21 protein-coding genes are annotated in these 21,484 nt (G+C 64.1%); 11 read left to right on the top strand and 10 right to left on the bottom strand.

Going from position 1 to position 21,484, the window contains the following annotated elements:
* Positions 1-82 precede the first annotated feature (82 nt).
* The 3 genes from E8E75_RS13260 to E8E75_RS13250 all read left to right on the top strand — a co-directional run bounded on the left by E8E75_RS13260 (position 83) and on the right by E8E75_RS13250 (position 3,865).
* The gene (locus tag E8E75_RS13260) at positions 83-877 is read left to right on the top strand and encodes a gamma-carboxygeranoyl-CoA hydratase (RefSeq protein WP_120650561.1); all 795 of its coding nucleotides are present in this window, start codon (positions 83-85) and stop codon (positions 875-877) included.
* A 2-nt stretch (positions 878-879) separates the two neighbouring features.
* Entirely contained in the window at positions 880-2,823 is a 1,944-nt protein-coding gene (locus E8E75_RS13255; protein WP_153920697.1) for an acetyl/propionyl/methylcrotonyl-CoA carboxylase subunit alpha, read from the top strand.
* Between the two features lie 136 nt (positions 2,824-2,959).
* Positions 2,960-3,865 carry a hydroxymethylglutaryl-CoA lyase gene (locus E8E75_RS13250; protein WP_153920699.1) on the top strand — a complete coding sequence of 302 codons (906 nt, stop codon included), beginning with the start codon at positions 2,960-2,962 and terminating at the stop codon, positions 3,863-3,865.
* Between the two features lie 205 nt (positions 3,866-4,070).
* Here the strand turns inward: E8E75_RS13250 and E8E75_RS13245 are convergent, their stop codons facing one another.
* From E8E75_RS13245 to E8E75_RS13230, 4 genes are all read right to left on the bottom strand, one after another.
* Positions 4,071-5,489, bottom strand: coding sequence for a TIGR00366 family protein (locus E8E75_RS13245; protein ID WP_120650556.1), 1,419 nt, complete (start codon positions 5,487-5,489; stop codon positions 4,071-4,073).
* Positions 5,490-5,936: 447 nt separating this feature from the next.
* Positions 5,937-7,115, bottom strand: a complete 1,179-nt coding sequence (locus tag E8E75_RS13240) for an acetyl-CoA C-acetyltransferase (protein ID WP_120650554.1) — start codon at positions 7,113-7,115, stop codon at positions 5,937-5,939.
* Between the two features lie 144 nt (positions 7,116-7,259).
* The gene (locus E8E75_RS13235; RefSeq protein ID WP_120650552.1) at positions 7,260-7,916 is read right to left on the bottom strand and encodes a CoA transferase subunit B; all 657 of its coding nucleotides are present in this window, start codon (positions 7,914-7,916) and stop codon (positions 7,260-7,262) included.
* A gap of 36 nt (positions 7,917-7,952) precedes the next feature.
* Positions 7,953-8,651 carry a CoA transferase subunit A gene (locus E8E75_RS13230; protein ID WP_120655174.1) on the bottom strand — a complete coding sequence of 233 codons (699 nt, stop codon included), beginning with the start codon at positions 8,649-8,651 and terminating at the stop codon, positions 7,953-7,955.
* 125 nt (positions 8,652-8,776) lie between these two features.
* Between E8E75_RS13230 and E8E75_RS13225 the strand changes: the two genes are divergently transcribed.
* Both E8E75_RS13225 and E8E75_RS13220 read left to right on the top strand, forming a co-directional pair.
* Complete coding sequence (locus E8E75_RS13225) at positions 8,777-9,685, top strand: LysR family transcriptional regulator (protein ID WP_120650550.1); 909 nt, start codon at positions 8,777-8,779, stop codon at positions 9,683-9,685.
* Between the two features lie 59 nt (positions 9,686-9,744).
* Complete coding sequence (locus E8E75_RS13220) at positions 9,745-11,700, top strand: acetoacetate--CoA ligase (RefSeq protein ID WP_153920701.1); 1,956 nt, start codon at positions 9,745-9,747, stop codon at positions 11,698-11,700.
* A gap of 123 nt (positions 11,701-11,823) precedes the next feature.
* On the opposite strand, the gene E8E75_RS13215 is transcribed toward E8E75_RS13220, so the two are convergent.
* On the bottom strand, positions 11,824-12,420 hold the full coding sequence (locus E8E75_RS13215; protein ID WP_120650547.1) for a DJ-1/PfpI family protein: 597 nt from the start codon (positions 12,418-12,420) through the stop codon (positions 11,824-11,826).
* Positions 12,421-12,718: 298 nt separating this feature from the next.
* Positions 12,719-13,924, bottom strand: a complete 1,206-nt coding sequence (locus tag E8E75_RS13210) for a PilT/PilU family type 4a pilus ATPase (RefSeq protein ID WP_178123535.1) — start codon at positions 13,922-13,924, stop codon at positions 12,719-12,721.
* A gap of 118 nt (positions 13,925-14,042) precedes the next feature.
* Here E8E75_RS13210 and E8E75_RS13205 point away from each other — a divergent pair, with 118 nt between their 5' ends.
* Entirely contained in the window at positions 14,043-14,321 is a 279-nt protein-coding gene (locus E8E75_RS13205) for a peptidylprolyl isomerase (protein ID WP_028627186.1), read from the top strand.
* Positions 14,322-14,398: 77 nt separating this feature from the next.
* Here the strand turns inward: E8E75_RS13205 and E8E75_RS13200 are convergent, their stop codons facing one another.
* Positions 14,399-14,698 carry a hypothetical protein gene (locus E8E75_RS13200; protein ID WP_120650545.1) on the bottom strand — a complete coding sequence of 100 codons (300 nt, stop codon included), beginning with the start codon at positions 14,696-14,698 and terminating at the stop codon, positions 14,399-14,401.
* Positions 14,699-14,784: 86 nt separating this feature from the next.
* Positions 14,785-14,970 (bottom strand): hypothetical protein, encoded by a 186-nt coding sequence (locus E8E75_RS13195; RefSeq protein ID WP_120650543.1) that lies wholly within the window; start codon positions 14,968-14,970, stop codon positions 14,785-14,787.
* Between the two features lie 319 nt (positions 14,971-15,289).
* On the opposite strand from E8E75_RS13195, the gene E8E75_RS13190 reads away from it, so the two are divergent.
* Positions 15,290-16,879, top strand: coding sequence for an ABC-F family ATPase (locus E8E75_RS13190; RefSeq protein ID WP_280359120.1), 1,590 nt, complete (start codon positions 15,290-15,292; stop codon positions 16,877-16,879).
* A gap of 193 nt (positions 16,880-17,072) precedes the next feature.
* On the opposite strand, the gene E8E75_RS13185 is transcribed toward E8E75_RS13190, so the two are convergent.
* Complete coding sequence (locus tag E8E75_RS13185; RefSeq protein WP_120650539.1) at positions 17,073-17,681, bottom strand: FMN-dependent NADH-azoreductase; 609 nt, start codon at positions 17,679-17,681, stop codon at positions 17,073-17,075.
* Positions 17,682-17,879: 198 nt separating this feature from the next.
* The gene (locus E8E75_RS13180) at positions 17,880-18,386 is read right to left on the bottom strand and encodes a DUF1993 family protein (protein ID WP_153920706.1); all 507 of its coding nucleotides are present in this window, start codon (positions 18,384-18,386) and stop codon (positions 17,880-17,882) included.
* A gap of 208 nt (positions 18,387-18,594) precedes the next feature.
* Between E8E75_RS13180 and E8E75_RS13175 the strand changes: the two genes are divergently transcribed.
* From E8E75_RS13175 to E8E75_RS13160, 4 genes are all read left to right on the top strand, one after another.
* Entirely contained in the window at positions 18,595-19,503 is a 909-nt protein-coding gene (locus E8E75_RS13175; protein ID WP_120650535.1) for a LysR substrate-binding domain-containing protein, read from the top strand.
* Between the two features lie 97 nt (positions 19,504-19,600).
* Positions 19,601-20,782: an MFS transporter gene (locus E8E75_RS13170; RefSeq protein WP_120650533.1), complete on the top strand. Its 1,182-nt coding sequence runs from the start codon at positions 19,601-19,603 to the stop codon at positions 20,780-20,782.
* Positions 20,783-20,796: 14 nt separating this feature from the next.
* Complete coding sequence (locus E8E75_RS13165) at positions 20,797-21,144, top strand: MmcQ/YjbR family DNA-binding protein (protein WP_120650532.1); 348 nt, start codon at positions 20,797-20,799, stop codon at positions 21,142-21,144.
* A 27-nt stretch (positions 21,145-21,171) separates the two neighbouring features.
* Positions 21,172-21,483, top strand: coding sequence for a DUF2834 domain-containing protein (locus tag E8E75_RS13160; protein ID WP_120650530.1), 312 nt, complete (start codon positions 21,172-21,174; stop codon positions 21,481-21,483).
* Position 21,484: the final 1 nt, after the last annotated feature.

Raw genomic sequence — 21,484 nt, 5'->3', positions numbered from 1 at the left:
GAGCCGTCGTAGGAGCCAGCTTGCTGGCGAACCCGGGAACCACCGCTGATCGCGAGCAAGTTCGCTCCTACAGGAGAGCACGATGACCGACTTCACCACGCTGCAACTGGACTTCGCCGACAACGGCGTCGCCACCCTCTGGCTCAACCGCCCGGAGAAGAACAACGCCTTCAACGCCGGGATGATCCGCGAACTGATCCTCGCCCTGGACGCCATCAAGGACCAGGGCAAGGTGCGCTTCCTGATCCTGCGCGGCCGTGGCCGGCATTTCTCCGCCGGTGCGGACCTGGCCTGGATGCAGGAATCCGCCCAGCTCGACTACAACGCCAACCTCGACGATTCCCGCGAACTGGCCGAGCTGATGTACAACCTCTACCACCTCAAGGTGCCCACCCTGGCCGTGGTGCAAGGCGCCGCCTTTGGGGGCGCTCTGGGCCTGATCAGTTGCTGCGATATGGCCATCGGTGCGGTGGACGCGCAGTTCTCCCTGTCGGAAGTGCGTATCGGCCTTGCGCCGGCAGTGATCAGCCCCTTCGTGGTCCAGGCCATCGGTGAACGCGCTGCGCGCCGCTATGCCCTGACCGCCGAGCGCTTCAGCGGCGAACGTGCCCGCGAACTCGGCCTGCTCGCCGAGTGCTATCCGGCCGAGGAGCTGGATCAGGCGCTGGAGGCCTGGACCGCCAATCTGCTGCAGAACAGCCCGCAGGCCATGAGCGCCACCAAGGATCTGCTGCGCGAAGTCGGTAGTGGCGTTCTCAGCCCCAACCTGCGCCGCTACACCGAAAGCGCCATCGCCCGCATCCGTGTAAGCCCCGAAGGTCAGGAGGGCCTGCGCGCCTTCCTGGAAAAACGCAAACCGTCCTGGCAGGAGCAATAACAATGATCACCACCCTGCTGATCGCCAACCGCGGTGAGATTGCCTGCCGCGTCATGCGCACTGCCAAGGCGCTGGGTATCCGAACCGTCGCCGTGCACAGCGCCATCGACCGCAACGCCCGCCATGTGCGCGAAGCCGATATCGCCGTCGACCTGGGTGGCGCCAAGCCAGCGGAAAGCTACCTGCTGGTGGACAAGCTGATCGCCGCCGCCAAGGCCAGCGGCGCACAGGCCATCCACCCCGGCTACGGTTTCCTCTCGGAGAACGCCGGTTTCGCCCGCGCCATCGCTGATGCCGGGCTGATCTTCCTTGGCCCGCCGGCCACCGCCATCGACGCCATGGGCAGCAAGTCCGCCGCCAAAGCGCTGATGGAAGCCGCCGGCGTACCGCTGGTGCCCGGCTACCACGGCGAAGCCCAGGACCTGGAAACCTTCCGCACCGCCGCCGAACGCATCGGCTACCCGGTGCTGCTGAAAGCCGCCGCGGGTGGCGGCGGTAAGGGCATGAAGGTGGTCGAGCGTGAAAGCGAACTGGCCGAAGCGCTGGCCTCCGCCCAGCGTGAAGCCCAGTCCGCCTTTGGCGACTCGCGCATGTTGGTGGAGAAGTACGTCCTCAAGCCGCGCCACGTGGAAATCCAGGTGTTCGCCGACAGCCATGGCAACTGCCTGTACCTGAACGAGCGCGATTGCTCCATCCAGCGCCGTCACCAGAAAGTCGTGGAAGAAGCGCCCGCGCCCGGCCTCTCGCCGGAAATCCGCAAGGCCATGGGTGAGTCCGCCGTGCGCGCCGCCCAGGCCATCGGTTACGTGGGTGCGGGCACCGTGGAATTCCTGCTGGATGAGCGCGGCGACTTCTTCTTCATGGAGATGAACACCCGCCTGCAAGTGGAGCACCCGGTTACCGAAGCCATCACCGGCCTGGACCTGGTGGCCTGGCAGATTCGCGTTGCTCGTGGTGAAGCGCTGCCCATCACCCAGGAACAGGTGCCACTGATCGGGCACGCCATCGAAGTGCGCCTCTATGCCGAAGACCCGGACCAGGACTTCCTGCCCGCCAGCGGCCGCCTCGCCCTCTACCGCGAAGCCAACGCCGGCCCAGGCCGTCGTGTGGACAGCGGTGTGGCCGAAGGCGACGAGGTATCGCCCTTCTACGACCCGATGCTGGCCAAGCTGATCGCCTGGGGCGAGAACCGCGAAGAAGCCCGTCAACGCCTGCTGGCGATGCTCGACGAAACCGCCGTGGGCGGCTTCAAGACCAACCTGGCCTTCCTGCGTCGCGTACTGGCCCACCCGGCCTTCGCCGACGCGAAACTGGACACCGGCTTCATCGCCCGTTACCAGGAGCAGCTGCTTCCCGCCCCGATTGCCCTGCCCCCGGCCTTCTGGCAGGTGGCTGGCGAAGCCTTCCGCCAGGGCGAAGCCGAGCGCGTGCGCGGCGACGACCCGCACTCGCCCTGGAGCCGCAACAGCGGCTGGCGCGCTGGCCTGCCGAGCGAAACCGACCTGCACCTGACCTGCGGCGACGAGCGCCAGGTCATACGTCTGCGCGGTGCGGCCGCCAGCCCGATCCAGCTCAAGGGCGAACAGATCACCCTGGAGCAGGACGGCCTGCGCCGCCAGCACCTGGCGATCCGTCGCGGTGAAAACCTCTACCTGGAATGGAACGGCGAACTGCGCAGCGTCACCCGCGTCGACCCCATCGAGGAAGTGGAAGCCAGCCACGCCCATCACGGCGGGCTGACGGCGCCCATGAACGGCAGTATCGTGCGCGTCCTGGTGGAGGCCGGTCAGAAAGTCGAGGCCGGTACCGCCCTGGTGGTGCTCGAAGCCATGAAGATGGAACACAGCATCCGCGCGCCCCACGACGGCGTGGTCAAGGCGCTGTATTGCACCGAGGGCGAGCTGGTCAACGAAGGCACCGCGCTGGTGGAGCTGGAGGAGGCCTGACGCCTTGTCCGGCGCGCACGGCGCACCCTACCTGGGAGATCCCGGATGTAGGGTGCGCCGTGCGCACCAATGCATTTAGGTCGTAGGTTGGTGCCGGGCTTGCAAAGCCGGACACCCTGACTCGAGAGATGACGCAATGACTATTCCCAGCAAGGCTCGCCTGGTCGAAGTCGGCCCGCGCGATGGCCTCCAGAACGAGAAACAACCCATCAGCGTCGCCGATAAGGTGCGCCTGGTGGACGATCTCACCGCCGCCGGCCTCGGCTATGTCGAAGTCGGCAGTTTCGTATCGCCCAAGTGGGTGCCGCAGATGGCAGGTTCCGCCGAAGTCTTCGCGCAGATTCAGCGCAAGGCCGGCGTGACCTACGCGGCTCTGGCGCCGAACCTGAAAGGCTTCGAAGCCGCGGTGGAAGCTGGAGTGAAGGAAGTGGCGGTGTTCGCCGCCGCATCCGAGTCCTTCTCGCAGAAGAACATCAACTGCTCGATCGCCGAGAGCCTGGAACGTTTCCTGCCGGTGATGGAAGCGGCCAAGGCCAATGGCATCAGCGTGCGTGGCTACGTGTCCTGCGTGCTGGGCTGTCCCTATGACGGTGAGGTGCCCGCCGAGCAGGTGGCCGCCGTCGCCGCCGAGCTCTACGCCATGGGCTGCTACGAAGTTTCCCTGGGCGACACCATCGGCACCGGCACCGCCGGCGCAACCCGCCACCTGATCAACGTGGTGGGTACCCGCGTGCCGCGCGACAGGCTCGCCGGTCACTTCCACGACACCTTCGGCCAGGCCGTGGCGAACATTCATGCCAGCCTGTTGGAAGGCATCGCCGTGTTCGACAGCTCGGTCGCGGGGCTGGGCGGTTGCCCCTATGCCAAGGGCGCTACCGGCAACGTCGCCACCGAGGACGTGCTCTACCTGCTCAATGGCATGGGCATCGAGACCGGCATCGACATGGGCAGGCTGGTGGACGCCGGCCAACGCATCTGCGCAGTGCTCGGCAAGGAAAATGGCTCGCGGGTGGCGCGAGCCATTCTGGCGAAGAGGGGCTGATAGCGGTTCGCCCCTCCGCTACAGGGGCGAATTCATTCGCCAAGGAGTGCGTAGCGCTCCGGCTACGGTTTCAATCTGAAGGTCTTGTTGGGTGAAAGGCATGCCCCCTCACCCCAACCCTCTCCCTTAGGGAGAGGGGGCTGTCCGTGCGACCGTTCAGGATTGCGCGACGTGATCGGGTGAGGGATGCCTTCCCTCCTTACCCTCAGGGCATGACCGGCGGCACATACGTCAGCGTCGTACCCAGCGCCCACAGCAGCACCATCACCAGCGGGATGTGCACCAGCAACTGGACGAAGGAGAAGCCGATCAGATCGCGCGCCTTCAGGCCCAGAACGCCCAGCAGAGGCAGCATGTAGAACGGGTTGATCAGGTTCGGCAGCGCCTCGGCGGCGTTGTAGATCTGCACCGACCAGCCCAGGTGGTATTGCAGCTCATTGGCCACCTGCATCACATAGGGCGCCTCGATGATCCACTTGCCGCCACCGGATGGGATGAAGAAGCCCAGTACGGCCGAATACACCCCCATCAGCAGCGCATAGGTGTCGTGGTTGGCGATCTGCACGAAGAAGGTGGAGATGTGGTGTGCCAGGGTCTGACCGTCACTGCCGTTCACGGTAGTCATGATGGCGGCGATGGAGCCGTACAGCGGGAACTGGATCAGCACGCCGGTGGTGGTGGGCACAGCGCGGGCCACGGCATCCAGGAAGCTGCGCGGGCGCCAGTGCAGCAAAGCGCCAGCCATGATGAACAGCAGGTTGTAGGTGTTCAGGCCGGAGATGGCGGTGATCGCCGGCTTGCTGGCGAACTCCTGGGCCAGCCAGCCACCCGCCAGAGCCACCAGCAGGATGATCAGCAATGGGCTGTGTTCCAGCCATTCGCCCGGACGGGTCGGCTTGACCTGCGGCGGTGCGGTGAAGCTTGGGTCAATGCCGCAGGCCTTGGCGTCACGGGCGCTGGCGGCACTGGGTGCGGTCATGTAGGCAATGATCAGCGACACGACGACCAGCGCCAGCAGCATCACGCCCGACTGCCAGAGGAAGATGGTTTCGGTGAAGGGGATCACGCCAGTGATGGCGAGGATCGACGGCGGTAAGCTGGCCGGGTTGGCCTGCAGCTGCGCGGCCGAGGACGAAAGCCCCAGTGCCCACACGGCGCCCAGGCCCAGGTAGGCGGCGGCACCGGCGGCTCGGTAGTCCATCTTGAGCTCTTCACGGCGGGCCAGCGCGCGTACCAGCAGGCCTCCGAACACCAGGGAGAGGCCCCAGTTCAACAGTGACGCGACCATGGAGATCAGCGCCACCCAGCACACGGCAGAACGGCCGTTCTTCGGCACGCGTGCCAACAGGTCGATCAGGCGCGAGGCCGGGCCGGAGCTGGCGACCACGTAGCCACCGATGACCACGAAGGCCATTTGCATGGTGAAGGGAATCAGGCTCCAGAATCCGTCGCCGAAGGCCTTGGCGGCCTGGCTGGCCGGGGCACCCATGCCCAAGGCAGCGACGGTAACCAGCAGTACGGCAACTGCGGCGAAGACCCAGGAGTCGGGGAACCAGCGTTCCGCCCAGGCGGAGCAACGCATGGCAAAGCGTGCTGAGCGGCTTTCTTGAAGTTGTGTGGCCATCGGGTACCTCGGGAGTGTTGTTTTTATCGGCAATCGCCCAGCCGCAATTGCAGCCGGGCGCCGGGACAGTGGTCTTGGTCGAATCCGAGGGTCTTTGCCCTCTTTCTGTCTGAAACGACGACGCCACGCCCTATTGGGGCATGGCGAGGTCTGGTGCCCGTGACCGTTCGGCCTTGGGCTCGTGCGTGATGGCCTTGCGAGGACCAGGTGGGCCCGGTCCGTTGGAACTTTCTAGTTATAGGTGAAGCAGCCGTAGGTTGGTCCGAGCCTGCGAGGCCCAACGATTGGGCCCGCCTAACTCAGCGCCAACCTACGAGGGTGAAGCTACCGGAGGGTGGATCACGCTTCATCGATCCACCATCGGAGTCCGGACGTAGCGCCTAGGGTGGAAATCAAAAGCGATTTCCACCCTACATGACCCGCAGCGCGGGTCGAATGTGTTGCGGCTTAGCGCTCGATGGCCAGGGACACGCCCATGCCACCGCCGATGCAGAGGGTGGCAAGACCCTTCTTCGCGTCGCGCTTGATCATTTCGTGCAGCAGGCTCACCAGTACGCGGCAGCCGGAAGCGCCGATGGGGTGACCCAGGGCGATGGCGCCGCCGTTGACGTTGACCTTGGCCATGTCCCAACCCAGCTCCTTGCCGACCGACAGCGACTGCGCGGCGAAGGCTTCGTTGGCTTCGATCAGGTCCAGGTCAGCGAGGTTCCAGCCGGCCTTGTCCAGGCAACGACGGGTAGCGGTCACCGGGCCGATGCCCATGATGGCCGGGTCGACGCCGGAGTTGGCGTAGGCCTTGATCCGCGCCAGCACCGGCAGCCCCAGGGACTCGGCCTTGTTGGCGCTCATCAGCACCACAGCGGCAGCGCCATCGTTGAGGGTGGAGGCATTGCCGGCAGTGACGCTGCCGTCCTTCTTGAAGGCTGGCTTCAGCTTGGCCAGGGACTCGGCGGTGGTGCCGGCACGCGGGCCTTCGTCGGTGTCGAAGGCGACAGGGTCGCCCTTCTTCTGCGGAATCAGGATGGGGGTGATCTCATCCTTGAAACGCCCGGCCTCGATGGCGGCGGCGGCCTTCTGCTGGGAAGCGGCGGCGAAAGCGTCCTGCTGCTCGCGGGTCAGGCCGTACTTCTCCACCAGGTTTTCGGCGGTAACGCCCATGTGATAGCCGTTGAAGGCGTCGGTCAGGCCGTCATGGATCATGCTGTCCAGGGCCTTGGCGTGGCCCATGCGCATGCCGGTGCGGGCTGCCGGAAGGATGTAGGGCGCCAGACTCATGCTTTCCTGGCCGCCGGCGATGATCACTTCGGCATCACCGCAGCGAATCGCCTGGATGCCCAAGTGCAGGGCCTTGAGGCCAGAGCCGCAGAGCTTGTTCAGGCTCATGGCCGGTACTTCGACGGGCAGGCCGGCGAGGATGGCGGCCTGGCGCGCCGGGTTCTGGCCGGCACCGGCGGTGAGTACCTGGCCGAGGATCACTTCATCGACCTGCTCGCCTTTCAAACCGGTCTGGGCCAGCAGCTGACGGATTACGGCAGCACCCAGTTCATGGGCGGGAATGTTGGCCAGGGCACCCTGGAAGCTGCCAATGGCGGTACGGGTGGCGGCAACGATTACGACGTCTTGCATGGAGGACTCCATTTGATACGCAGGAGCGAGCTTGCTCGCGAATCGAAGCGATCTTCGCGAGCAAGCTCGCTCCTGCAAATACATTAAAAAAACCGCGCCGGAGGAGCGCCATGCGTGGTGGCCTCCTCCAGAGCGGCAGAGCAATCAGAACGTCATTTCGACCACGTCGTCCGGGACGATCAGGCGGCCGGCGGTTTTCTCGGCGATCTCGGCGATGCTCACACCCGGTGCGGTTTCACGCAGGATGAAAGCGCCATTCTCGATCTCCAGGTAAGCCAGGTCGGTCAGCACCTTGCGGATGCAGCCGGCGCCGGTCAGCGGCAGCGAGCAGCTCTCCAGCAGCTTGGACTCACCCTCCTTGGACGCATGGGTCATGGTGACGATGATGTTGTCGGCACCGGCCACCAGGTCCATGGCGCCGCCCATACCCTTGACCAGCTTGCCCGGGATCATCCAGGAGGCGATGTTGCCCTGCACGTCCACTTCGAACGCACCGAGCACGGTGAGGTCCACGTGACCGCCACGGATCATCGCGAAGGACTCGGCGGAGGAGAAGATAGAAGCACCCTTCACCGCGGTTACGGTCTGCTTGCCGGCGTTGATCATGTCGGCGTCGACTTCAGCGTCGGTAGGGAACGCGCCCATGCCCAGCAGGCCGTTCTCGGACTGCAGCATCACTTCCATGCCTTCGGGCACGTAGTTGGCGACCAGGGTCGGGATGCCGATCCCCAGGTTCACGTAGTAGCCGTCTTTCAGTTCGCGGGCCACGCGCTGGGCCATCTGTTCGCGGGTCAGTGCCATGTCGGTTTCCTCGAATTCTTTTTGTCGTGGTCAGGATCAGGAGCGAACGGTGCGCTTTTCGATGCGCTTCTCGAAGCTGCCCTGGATGATGCGATCGACATAGATGCCGGGAGTGTGGATGTGTGCCGGATCCAGTTCGCCCGGCTCGACGATTTCTTCCACCTCGACCACGGTGATACGGCCGGCGGTGGCCGCCAGCGGGTTGAAGTTCTGCGCGGTGTGGCGATAGATCACGTTACCGAAGTGATCGGCCTTCCAGCCTTTGACGATGGCGAAGTCGCCGGTAATCGACGGCTCGAGGATGAACTTGCGACCGTTGAACTCACGCACTTCCTTGCCTTCGGCAACCGGGGTGCCGTAGCCGGTGGCGGTGAAGAAGGCCGGGATGCCGGCACCACCTGCGCGCATCTTCTCGGCGAGGGTGCCTTGGGGAGTCAGTTCGACTTCCAGTTCGCCGCTGAGCAGCTGCTTTTCGAACAGGGCGTTCTCGCCCACGTAGGAGGCAATCATCTTGCGAATCTGGCGGTCTTCGAGCAGTACGCCCAGGCCGAATCCATCGATACCGCAGTTGTTGGAAACCACGGTGAGGCCCTTGACGCCACGACGGCGGATCTCGGCGATCAGGTTCTCGGGAATGCCACAGATGCCGAAACCACCGGCCAGGACGGTCATGTTGTCGGTCAGCCCGTCCAGGGCTTCCTCGTAGCTGTAAACGCGCTTGTCGAGTCCACTCATGCTCATGTGCCTCTTGTCTTTATTGGTCGCGACGGAGTGCCGCCGGTGAGTGGGCCAGAGCTTCTCCTGACAAGACTGATTTGTTAAGTTTGTTTTTCCTAACGATTAATAAGCAAACCAAATCAATGACCATCAAACAGCTGCGTGCCTTCCTTGCCGTGGCGCAGAGCCTGAGCTTCGCTCAGGCCTGCGAGCGGCTACACCTGTCGCAGCCGGCCCTTAGCCTGGCGATCAAGAACCTGGAGGATTCCCTAGGCGGCCAGTTACTGGTGCGTACCACCCGTAGCGTGGCCCTGACCCCCGAAGGCGAAACCCTGCTGCCCATCGCCCGGCGCCTGTTGGCGGATTGGGACAACGCCGAGGAACTGCTGCGTCAGCACTTCACCCTGCAACTGGGCAAGGTCTCTATCGCCGCGATGCCTTCGTTCGCCGGCAACCTGCTGCCGGCCGCACTGAAGGCCTTCCGCGACCAGCATCCCAAGGTCAACGTGGCAGTCCACGACGTGATCAACGAGCAAGTACTGGAAATGGTGCGCAACCGTCGGGTGGAAATGGGCATCGCCTTCGAACCGGATTCCCTCGACGGCCTCGACTTCACGCCCTTCTACACCGACCGCTTCGTCGCCGTGGTGCCGGGAGACTGCGAGCTGGCCCAGCGCGCCGACATCGGCTGGGCGGAACTGCTGCAAGGCAACTTCATCACCCTGCAGCGCCCGTCAGCGGTGCGGCTGATGCTGGAGGAGGTGCTCGCCCCGCAGTACGGACGTCTGCCGGTGGCCTTCGAGAGCCATCAGTTGGTGACAGTGGGCCGGATGGTCGCCCAAGGTCTGGGCGTGAGCGCCGTGCCCAGCCTGTGCATTCGGCAGATGGAAGAACTGGGCGCCCGTTGCATTGCCCTGCACAGTCCGCAGGTCGAGCGCCGGGTAGGGCTGCTGCGCTTGGCCGAGCACAAGCTCTCCACCGCAGCCCAGGCACTCAGCGACGTGCTGCTGCACGCGCCCGACTGGAGCCGCCTCGACCTGACCCGCCCCTGAGCCAGGGCCTATGCTGAATAGCAACCGGTCGACCCTGATCACTCGATGAGGATGCGCAGATGGATCAGCCACTGTGGACCCCAAGCCCGGTGCGGATCGCCGCTACGCGCATGGACGCCTTCCGCCGCAAGGTGTGCCAGCGCCACGGCCTGGACCTGCCCGACTACCCTGCCCTGCACGCGTGGAGCCTGGACCGCCGCGAAGCCTTCTGGCAGGCACTGATGGAGTTCTTCGACATCCGATTCTCCACGCCACCCGACACGGTGCTGGAGGAAGGCCCAGCCATGCCCAGTGCCCGCTGGTTCCCCGGCGCGACTCTGAACTTCGCCGAGCACCTGCTGCGACGCCGCGACAACCACCCTGCCCTGGTGGCCATTGGCGAGGACGGCAGCCGCGTGCAACTGACCTACAACGAACTGGTCGCACACGTCGCGGGCCTGCAGCAGAGCCTGAAGGCCATGGGCGTGGGAGTCGGTGACAGGGTCGCAGTCTTCATGCCCAATACCTGGCAGGCCGTGGTGGGCATGCTCGCCGCCACCAGCCTGGGTGCTACCTGGTCCTCTTGTTCGCCGGACTTCGGCACCCATGGTGTGATCGACCGCTTCGGCCAGATCGAGCCGAAGGTGCTGATCGCCGCCGCCGGGTACCGCTATGCGGGCAAGAACCTGGACCTGACCGACAAGCTGAATGAAGTCCTCGAGCGCATGCCCTGGCTGGAGCAGTTGGTGGTGGTGCCCTATTCCCGAGCCGAGACCCGCCCGACGGACTTCACCACACGCGCACGAGTCGCCCTGTGGAACGACTTCTACCAGCCCGGTGGCGAGCCCGCGTTCACCCCCGTCCCCTTCGACCAGCCGCTGTACATCCTCTATTCCAGCGGCACTACCGGGGTACCCAAGTGCATCGTCCACGGTGTCGGCGGCACCCTGCTGCAGCACGTCAAGGAGCACGGCCTGCATTGCGATCTGACGACATCGGACACCCTGTTCTACTTCACCACCTGCGGTTGGATGATGTGGAACTGGCTGGTGTCGGGCCTCGCCCTGGGCGCCACTCTGGTGCTCTATGACGGCTCGCCGTTCCACCCCGCGCCGGAACGCCTGATGGACCTGATCGATGCCGAGGGCATCAGCATCTTCGGCGCCAGCGCCAAGTACCTGGCCGCGCTGGAGAAAGCCGGTGTCAAGCCGCGCCAGAGCCACCGCCTGGAACGGCTCAAGGCGTTGCTCTCCACCGGATCGCCGCTGTCCCACGAGAGCTTCGAGTACGTCTACCGCGACATCAAGGGCGAGCTCTGCCTGTCCTCCATTTCTGGCGGAACGGACATCGTGTCCTGCTTCGCCCTGGGCAATCCGGTACTGCCGGTATGGCGCGGCGAACTGCAATGCAAGGGCCTGGGGATGGACGTGCAGGTGTGGAACGAAGATGGCAAGCGTGTGTTCGGCGAGAAAGGCGAACTGGTCTGTGCGCGGCACTTCCCGTCGATGCCGGTGGGTTTCTGGAACGACGTGGACGGCGCGAAGTTCAAGGCCGCCTACTTCGACACCTTCCCCGGCGTCTGGGCGCATGGCGACTATGCCGAGGAAACCCCGCGCGGTGGCCTGGTGATCCACGGGCGCTCCGACGCCGTGCTCAACCCTGGCGGCGTGCGCATCGGCACCGCGGAGATCTATCGCCAGGTGGAGAAAATAGAGGACGTGCTGGAGTCCATCGCCATTGGACAGGACTGGGAAAATGACGTGCGCGTGGTGCTCTTCGTGCGCCTGCGTGACGGCGTGCCGCTGGACGATGCCCTGCGCGAACGCATCCGCCAGGTGATCCGCGCCAACACCAGCCCGCGCCATGTGCCGGCAAAGATCATCGCCGTGGCCGACATCCCCCGCACCCTGAGCGGCAAGATCGTGGAACTGGCGGTACGCAACGTGGTGCATGGCCGACCGGTGAAGAACACCGATGCCCTGGCCAATCCGCAGGCGCTGGAGTTGTACCGTGACCTGCCGGAGCTCCGAATCTGAAGGCCGAACACCCGTAGGGGCGAATTCATTCGCCACCCGGGCCGAAGGTCCAACCTCTGGCCCTGGGAGCAGTTGCTCCGCCCTTGGCGATTGAAATCGGCCCTACAGAAGCATTCATCGCGCCTACAGGTAGGGCCGAATCACACCCAGGGCCCGCTCCATGTACGCCTCCTTCTCGCCCACCGGCGCCACATAGTGCAGCGCCGTGGCGCAGGCATCCTCGCCCGCCAGCTTGGCGATCACCCAGGCCGCCAGATAGGGCGCGGACAGGCAGCCGCCGGCGGTGGCCAGGTTGCCACTGGCGAAGAACGGCTGGTCGAGTACCTGCACACCGGCGTCGATCACCCAGGGCTTGGTGGTGAGGTCGGTGCAGGCCGGCAGGCTGCCCAGCAGACCGAGCCTGGCCATCAGCAGGGCTCCGGAGCATTGCGAGCCGATCAGTTGACGCTGCGGGTCCAGCTGCAGGCGGTCGAGGATGCTGCGGTCCTTGGCGATGTCGCGCGTCAGGATGCCGCTACCGAACAGCACCACATCGGCACTGTTGGCGAACTCCAGCGGCTGCTGGGCCTGAACCCGCACGCCGTTCATCGAAGTGACCCACTCGCTGGGGGACGTAATTTCCGCCTTCCAGCCCTCCCCGCGCATGCGGTTGAGCAGGCCAGCGGCAACAAAGGAGTCCAGTTCGTTGAAACCTTCGAACGTCAGAACGGCGATACGCATCACGGCCTCCCGGATTGGTTTGGTGCGTGGGGCGAATCTATGCGCGTCGGGGCGCAGTCGCTATGTACAGACGCAATTAAATTTGGCCGTACAGGCTGGGCGCTATTGGGCTGGAATCGGTCGTGATTCTGCCTGTGGGGGCGATTTCAATCGCCATGTCTGCGTTAGCTGTTGCCAGGAGCCTTGTAGGAGCTAGCTTGCTAGCGAAAAGGGGCCATTCGCTGGCAAGCCAGCTCCTACGGACAATGCAGCTACTTGCAACACTTAAGCTGCCCCAGGGTGTCCATGGCCGAACCTTCTAACGAGGCGCTGGCTCCTCCGGCCCATCCTCCTCCAGGTCTTCCAGCTTCAGCTCCAGCCCCCAGCTGGCGGCATCCTGGGTGGCGCTCGGAGCAGCAACTGGCGCCGGGGCGGGGGCTGTCGGTGCTGGGGCTGCAGCAGGACCATCGCGATAGAGCTTGAGCTTCAGGCGCAGGTTGTTCGCCGAATCGGCGTTCTTGATCGCTTCGTCTTCGGGAATGGCGCCCTCCACTACCAGGTCGAACAGCGCCTGGTCGAAGGTCTGCATGCCCAGGCCACGGGACTTCTCCATGATCTCCTTGATGGAGTGGAATTCGCCGCGCTTGATGAGGTCGCTGATGGTGGAGGTACCCAGTAACACTTCCACCGCCGCGCGGCGCTTGCCGTCCTGTGTGCGCACCAGGCGCTGGGAAACGAAAGCCTTGAGGTTGTTGCCCAGGTCGTTGAGCAACTGCGGGCGACGTTCTTCGGGGAAGAAGTTGATGATACGGTCCAGCGCCTGGTTGGCGTTGTTGGCATGCAGCGTGGAGATCGCAAGGTGACCGGTATCGGCGAAGGCCAGCGCATGCTCCATGGTCTCGCGGTCACGGATCTCGCCGATCAGAATCACGTCCGGCGCCTGGCGCAGTGTGTTCTTCAGCGCGGCGTGGAAGCTGCGGGTGTCCACCCCCACCTCGCGCTGGTTGATGATGGATTTCTTGTGCCGGTGCACGTATTCCACCGGGTCTTCGATGGTGATGATGTGGCCGCCGGTGTTGCGGTTGCGGTAGTCGATCAGCGCCGCCAGGGAGGTGGACTTGCCGGAGCCAGTGCCACCGACGAAGAGCACCAGGCCGCGCTTCTCCATCACCATCTTGAGCAGCACTTCGGGCAGCTTGAGGTCTTCGAAGCGCGGGATATCCAGCTTGATGTTCCGCGCGACGATGGATACCTCGTTGCGCTGGCGGAAGATATTGATCCGGAAGCGGCCGATGTTCGGCAGCGAGATGGCCAGGTTCATCTCCAGTTCGCGGTCGAACTCGGCCCGTTGCTCGGGGTCCATGATCGATTCGGCGATCCTGGCCACGTCACCGGCCTTCAGGGGCTCATTGCTGAGCGGCCGCAACAGGCCGTTGAACTTGGCACAGGGCGGCGCGCCCGTGGACAGGTAGAGGTCGGAACCATCCTGGCTGGCCAGGATTTTCAGCATCGCGGAGAGGTCCATGGGGGTGCTCGTCCAATCAGGTGTGAAGGCATCCGCGTCGCGGATCACAGGACAGCAACTGTATGGCGACCGCCCGTGCTGGCACAATGAACCGTTCCACAGTCCAAGAGGAATTCCCATGGCCAAGGCCCTTGCCCGCCATATTCTGGTCAAGACCGAGGCGGAAGCCGAACAGCTGAAGAAACGCCTGGATAAAGGCGAAGACTTCGCCACCCTGGCCAAGAAGCACTCCATCTGCCCTTCCGCCAAGCGCGGCGGCGACCTGGGCGAGGTACGCCCCGGCCAGATGGTGCGAGTGATCGATCAGGTGATCTTCAAGAAACCCGTGCGCGTCATCCACGGCCCGGTGAAGAGCCAGTTCGGCTATCACCTGGTGCAGGTTTTCTTCAGGGAGTGAGGGAATGCGGGGAGATGGGCACCGTCCGTGGCGCAGTGCCCATCCTAGGGATTGGATATGACGCTCTGGTTACTGGCTCATTTAAGGGTTTCGCTGGCACAGGAACGCGAGATATCGGTCAGGACCGTCAGCTCTTCATTGGTAGGTTTGCGCCCTTCGGTCACCCCCACCAGCTGCTGGGTGGTGAATGCCTCCTGCATCATGCTGTTGGAGCACTTGCAGTAGGCTACCGCCTTGTCCTGCGGGACCTGACGGGCCGCGCTGACAACGCACTCCTGGGTGAACTTCTCGCCGCCACCTTGCGGCCACTCCCCCGCCACTGCCGCCAGGGCGACGGTTTGCAAGGCCAGAGCGCCAAACAACAGAGTCTTTTTCACATGCCATCTCCTGCTGGTCCTGAAGGCACATTCTTGCCGCAACGAACGCCTTGCAAGCAATAGCTGAAAACGACAGCACACCCGTATCACCCTTCCATGCCCTCACTCTTTTCCGGGTTCGGCAACCAATGCGGTGCCTCCACCCGCTCCTGCAAGCGGACCGCGAACGCCAGCGCCGAAGCCCGGTCGCGGAACGGCACTTTCATGCCAAGGGCCTCCACCAGCCACTCGAGCCTGTCGCCCCGAATGACCTGCTGGATCGAGATTTCCATGGATGCTCCGGTTGATCCAAACCACGGCCGCGAGGCGGGAGAAAAAGCCCAGCTGTTCGTGCTGGGCTGCACCATTGACGGTGGGTCGATGCACTGACGCATCGAGAAGTGCCGTGGAAGCCGCTCCAAGCTAACGGCAGCGGATGACTGTTTTACGACAGCCGCAGATTGGCGCTGGCCAGCGAAGCCCGACGTATCGGCGTCAGGCTAACGACCCCGTTGGTCGAGCTGGATCGACAATCGATCCCCGTGATGGCAGCGGAAACGCTACAATCGCGCCTTTTTTGCGCTACGTGCGCCCTAAGCTCAGGATTCCACCGTGATCTCCACCGCAAATATCACCATGCAGTTCGGCCCCAAGCCGCTGTTCGAGAACGTTTCCGTCAAGTTCGGCAACGGCAACCGCTACGGCCTGATCGGCGCCAACGGCTGCGGCAAGTCGACCTTCATGAAAATCCTCGGCAGTGATCTGGAGCCGTCTGGCGGCCAGGTGATGCTTGAGCCCAACGTACGCCTCGGCAAGCTGCGCCAGGATCAATTCGCGTACGAAGAATTCAGCGTGATCGACACCGTGATCATGGGCCATGCGGAGCTGTGGCGGGTCAAGGCCGAGCGTGACCGCATCTATTCGCTGCCGGAAATGAGCGAAGAAGACGGCATGGCCGTAGCCGAGCTGGAGACCGAGTTCGCCGAGATGGACGGCTACACCGCCGAATCCCGCGCCGGCGAGCTCCTGCTCGGCCTGGGCATCCCGCTCAGCCAGCACTTCGGCCCGATGAGCGAGGTCGCCCCCGGCTGGAAGCTCCGCGTACTGCTGGCCCAGGCGCTGTTCTCGGACCCGGATGTACTGCTGCTGGACGAGCCGACCAACCACCTGGACATCAACACCATCCGCTGGCTGGAAAACATCCTCACGGCGCGTAACAGCACCATGATCATCATTTCCCACGACCGCCACTTCCTGAACAGCGTGTGCACCCACATGGCGGACCTGGACTACGGCGAGCTGCGCCTGTTCCCGGGCAACTACGACGAATACATGACCGCCGCGACCCAGTCGCGCGAGCAGCTCCTGGCCGACAACGCCAAGAAGAAGGCGCAGATCGCCGAGCTGCAGACCTTCGTCAGCCGTTTCTCCGCCAACGCCTCGAAAGCCAAGCAGGCCACCTCGCGCGCCAAACAGATCGACAAGATCCAACTGGCCGAGGTCAAACCCTCCAGCCGTGTCAGCCCGTTCATCCGCTTCGACCAGCACAAGAAGCTGCACCGCCAGGCGGTAACGGTAGAAAAGCTGGCCAAGGGCTTCGAGGGCAAGCAACTGTTCAAGGGCCTGGACCTGCAGATCGAGGCCGGTGAGCGCGTCGCCATCATCGGCCCCAACGGCATCGGCAAGACCACCCTGCTGCGCACCCTGGTCGGTGAGATGACCCCGGACTCCGGCAGCGTGAAATGGACCGAAAGCGCGGACCTCGGCTACTACGCCCAGGATCATGCCCATGACTTCGAAGACGACATCACCCTGTTCGACTGGATGGGTCAGTGGACCCAGGGTGGCGAGCAGCTGGTGCGCGGCACCCTCGGCCGCATGCTGTTCTCCAACGACGAAATCCTCAAGTCGGTGAAAGTCATCTCCGGTGGCGAGCAGGGCCGCATGCTGTTCGGCAAGCTGATCCTGAAGAAGCCCAACGTGCTGGTGATGGACGAACCCACCAACCACCTGGACATGGAATCCATCGAGGCGTTGAACCTGGCGCTCGAGAACTATCCGGGCACCCTGATCTTCGTCAGCCACGACCGCGAGTTCGTCGGCTCCCTGGCCACCCGCATCATCGAGCTGAACGAGAACGGCGTGACCGACTTCAGCGGCACCTACGATGACTACCTGCGTAGCCAGGGTGTGATTGTCTGATTCCTGACGGGGTGAAGGCTGGAACTGTAGGGGCGAATTCATTCGCCAACCGGAACGCAGGTTCGGCCTTCAATGCCCCAGGGGGCAGCTTCGCTGCCCTTGGCGAATGAATTCGCCCCTACCAGGAATCGCTCACTCGCTGCAAACGACAAAGCCCCGCAAATGCGGGGCTTTGTGTTTTACGGACAGCGCATCAGGCGGTGGCGAACAGCTCGCCGATTTGCTGCTGGGCGGCGCTGAAGGCGTTGGCACGAGGCTCTTCGCCGTAGGCCAGGCCTTCGGCGCGGACGATCTCGATGTCGGTCACGCCGAGGAAATTCAGCACCAGCTTCAGGTAATCCTCGTGGGCCTGGCCAGAGGCCTGGCCGGCGTGGATGCCGCCAGCGGTGGAAACGATCACCACCTTCTTGCCGCCTGCCAGGCCTTCCGGGCCGTTCTCGGTGTAGTGGAAAGTCTTGCCGGCGACGGCGATGCGGTCGATCCAGGCTTTCAGCTGGGTTGGGATGGTGAAGTTGTACATCGGCGCGCCGATGACGATGGCGTCGGCCGCGAGGAATTCGTTCAGGGTGGCTTCACCCAGCTCGGCTTCGTGCTTCTGCGCGGCGTCACGCAGTTCGGCTGGGGTACCGCCGGCGACCAGGCTCAGGGCGGACAGGTGGCTGATGGCATCGCTGGCCAGGTCGCGGTACGTGACCTGGGCGTCCGGCTCGGCGGCTTCCCAGGCAGCGACCACGTCGCGGCTCAGTTGGCGGGAGGCGGAGGCGTCGCCGAGGATGCTGGAATCGAGGTGCAGGAGTTTCATGGATGGTTACCCTCAGTTGCGCGACCGGCGACGGCCGATCGGAATGGAGGTAATCCTATCCATGTCGATAAACGCTGATTAGTCAGCAATTTTGTGATTAAGCGTCCCATCCATGAGACGAATAGAGTCGTAGGGTGGGTCGGGCAGCGGCCGATGGGTCTCGCTGCACCCGGCACCAACCTACAAGGTCAAAACGACTCAGACGCCGCCCAGATAATCCATCTTGCCCACGTCAACGCCGTTGTGGCGGAGGATGGCGTAAGTGGTCGTGATGTGGAAATAGAAGTTCGGCAGCGCAAAGCCGAGCAAGTAGTCACGGCCGCTGAAGCTGATGTCGCCAGTGCGCATCTTCAGGACCACGGTGCGATCTTCGCTGCCTTCGAGCTTGGCGGCGTCGATACCCTTGATGAACTCCTGGGTCTTGGCAATGCGCGACTGCAGTTCCTCGAAGGTGGTTTCAGTGTCGGCCCAGCTCGGCACTTCGACACCGGCCAGGCGCGCGGCGCAGCCCTTGGCCATGTCGCTGGCGATCTGCACCTGGCGGGCCAGGGCATACATGTCCGGCGCCAGGCGCGATTCGATGAACACCTTGGGCTCGATGCCGCGTGCCTGGGCGTTGGCTTCGGCCTTCTTGAGGATGTTGGACAAGTTGCCGAGCATGCGCGCCAGGACCGGGATGGACGCCTCGTACATGGACAAGGACATAGTGATCGCTCCGTTTTCGGGTGGATTGGGAGGCTCAGGTATAGCGCCTGGCCGGCTGCCCGGCAACGAGCATGCAGACGCCGTGACCGGGTCGAACCCCGGCAGTCCGGTCTATAGGCCGTCGAAATGATCGTGCTGCCAGCGAAAACGATGGCTGAAATCCTGGCTCCGGTGCCATAGTTTGTACCCCACACGGAACAATCCACCCATGCAGGACCTTAACGACCTCTTCTATTTCGCCAAGGTGGTGGAGCATGGCGGCTTTTCCGCTGCCGCGCGCTTGCTCGGGGTGCCGAAATCACGCCTCTCCCGGCGTATCGCTGAGCTGGAAGCCCGCCTGGACGCCCGCCTTTTGCAGCGCACCACCCGCAAGATGGCTCTGACCGATGTCGGCGAGCGTTTCCTGCGCCATTGCCAGGCGATGCTGCTGGAGGCGGAGCAGGCCGAGGAAGTAGTCGCCAGCCTAACCGTCGAACCCAGGGGCCGTCTGCGCGTCTCCTGCCCGATTGAACTGGCGCATTCGATGCTGAAGCAGATGATCACCGACTTCCTGCGCCAGTACCCCCTGGTACAACTGGACATGGTCCTCACCAACCGCCGCGTGGACCTGCGTGAGGAAGGCGTGGACGTCGCTCTGCGAGTCCGCGAGGAAGGCGACGAGGACCCGACCCTGATCGCTCGCGTGCTGCGTCCGGCGCAGGCATTTCTGGTGGCCGCTCCCAGCCTGGTTGAAGGCCGGAACATCCTCGTACCCGACGACCTCCAGCTTCTGCCGGCCCTGGGCGGCCTGGAAGCCGACCGGCGCATTCACCACTATCTGCGGGACGCCCAGGGCAATCGTCGCGAGGTGGTGCTGGAGGCGCGGCTGGGTATCGAGGATTTCGATGTGCGCAAGCACGCAGTGCTGGCCGGTCTGGGCTTCAGCATGTTGCCGCAGATGAACTGCGAAGCCGAATTGCGCGACGGCAGCCTGGTGCGCCTGTTGCCGGACTGGCACCTGCCGGGCGGCCACCTGCAGGCGGTCTATACCCACAGACGCGGCTTGCTGCCGGCGGTCAGGGCCTGGATCGATCATCTGGAGGAGGCCTTCTCTCGTCACCAGGGAACGGTGATCTGAATCTGGTGAGCAAGACAACCATTAGCCAGCTTTCTTTGCCACCGGGACTCAGGGATGATGGGCGGCGTCCTTCTCCTTGCCGATTCCAGGTTCTGCCATGAGCACGCTACGGCCGTCCGCGTCCTCCTCCACCCTGCAGATCATCACCGTCGTTTTCTTCACCTTCATCAGTTTCTTCTGCGTCGGCCTGCCAATCGCCGTGTTGCCTGGCTATGTGCACAACGATATGGGCTACGGCTCGGTCATGGCCGGGATCGTCATCAGCGTGCAGTACCTCGCCACCCTCCTCTCCCGCCCCATGTCCGGCAGCCTGGCCGACCGGCTGGGTGCCAAGCGCGCAGTCATGTATGGCATGGCCTGCTGCGGTCTGTCGGGCGCACTGACACTGCTCTCGACCTCACTGGCACAGTTCCCCCTGTTGAGCCTGGCGCTACTGCTCGGCGGTCGCATAATGCTGGGCATCGGCCAGGGACTGGTGGGTACGGGCTCCATCAGTTGGGGCGTGGGCCTGGTAGGTGCGGAGAACATGGCACGGGTGATTTCCTTCAATGGCATCGCCTCCTACGGTGCTGTTGCCATTGGCGCCCCGCTGGGCGTAGTCCTGGTGGACCGGTTGGGCCTTTGGAGCATCGGTGGGCTGATGGCAGTGCTCTGCGCCATTGCCCTGCTGCTGGCCTGGCCCAAACGCCCTTCGCCCATCGTCCATGGCGAACGGCTGCCGTTCCGCAACGTGTTCCTGCGCATTGCCCCCAATGGCACGGCGCTGGCCCTGGGCTCTATCGGCTTCGGTACCCTGGCCACCTTCATCACCCTTTATTACGCGAGCGTGGGATGGGATGGCGCGGCCTGGTGCCTCACTGCATTCGGCTGTGCCTTCATCGGCGCACGGCTGCTGTTCGTCAACAGCATCAAGCACTTGGGCGGCTACCGGGTCGCCATCGTCTGCCTGGCCGTGGAAAGCCTCGGCCTGTTCCTGCTCTGGGCTGCGCCGACACCCTGGCTGGCCCTCGCCGGCGCGGCACTGACAGGGTTCGGCCTGTCGCTCGTCTACCCTGCCCTGGGCGTCGAAGCGGTCACGCGAATTCCGGCCGCCAGCCGCAGTTCGGCGCTGGGTGCCTACGCGGTATTCTTCGATCTGGCCCTGGGCATCGCCGGCCCTCTGATGGGCGCCATCGCAGGTGGCGCAGGCTTCGCCGTGATTTTCCTGGTGGCGGCCCTGCTGGCGTTGACCGGTATGCTGATGAGCTTCTGGCTGTTGCGCAGCGAAGCCCGAACTTGAAGGAGCAGGAACCCATGACCCCCGATCAAGTCGCCGCCTTCTGCCTGCAACTTCCCGGTGCCCGAGAAGACCTCAAATGGGGTAGCAACCGAGTGTTCTCGGTGGCCGGAAACAAGATGTTCGCCATCCTCGATTTCCTGGGCGACGGCCTCACCTTCAAAGTCGACAAGGACCTCTTCCTCGGCTACGTCGACCGCCCAGGAATCATCCCTGCGCCCTATCTGGCGCGGGCCCACTGGATTGCCATGCAGCGTCCTTACCCCATGAGTGACGGGGAACTGCGCGAGCTGATCACCCGCTCCCATCAACTGGTGGTCGCGCGCCTGCCGAAGATCCGGCAAGTAGGGCTGCTGCTGGACTGACTCCCCCTCAATGACAAGGAAAGTCGCATGCCCATTCGCCTCTTCGCGATGCTCGCCCTGATCCTCTTCGGTGGCTACACCCTCTGGGTCATGGCCATCAGCGAACAACCCCTGCTCGAATTCGGCGCGCAGTTGATGGGCCGCCCCGATACCGCCCAGGTGGTGATCGACCTCTACCTCGCCTGCGCCCTGATCGGCCTCTGGATGTACCAGGACAACCGCCGCCAGGGCCGCAGCCTGGCGTACTTGCTACCCTTCTACCTGTTGACTGCAGTGTTCGCCTCCATCGGGCCACTGCTCTATCTGGTTTTGCGCACCCCCCAGCGCCAGGAGTCATGAG

It is taken from the genome of Pseudomonas sp. BN606, from assembly GCF_029873115.1.
Classification (GTDB): Bacteria; Pseudomonadota; Gammaproteobacteria; order Pseudomonadales; family Pseudomonadaceae; genus Metapseudomonas.
The sequence above is the reverse complement of the archived record's forward strand: the minus strand, read 5'-3'. Positions and strand labels throughout refer to the sequence as shown.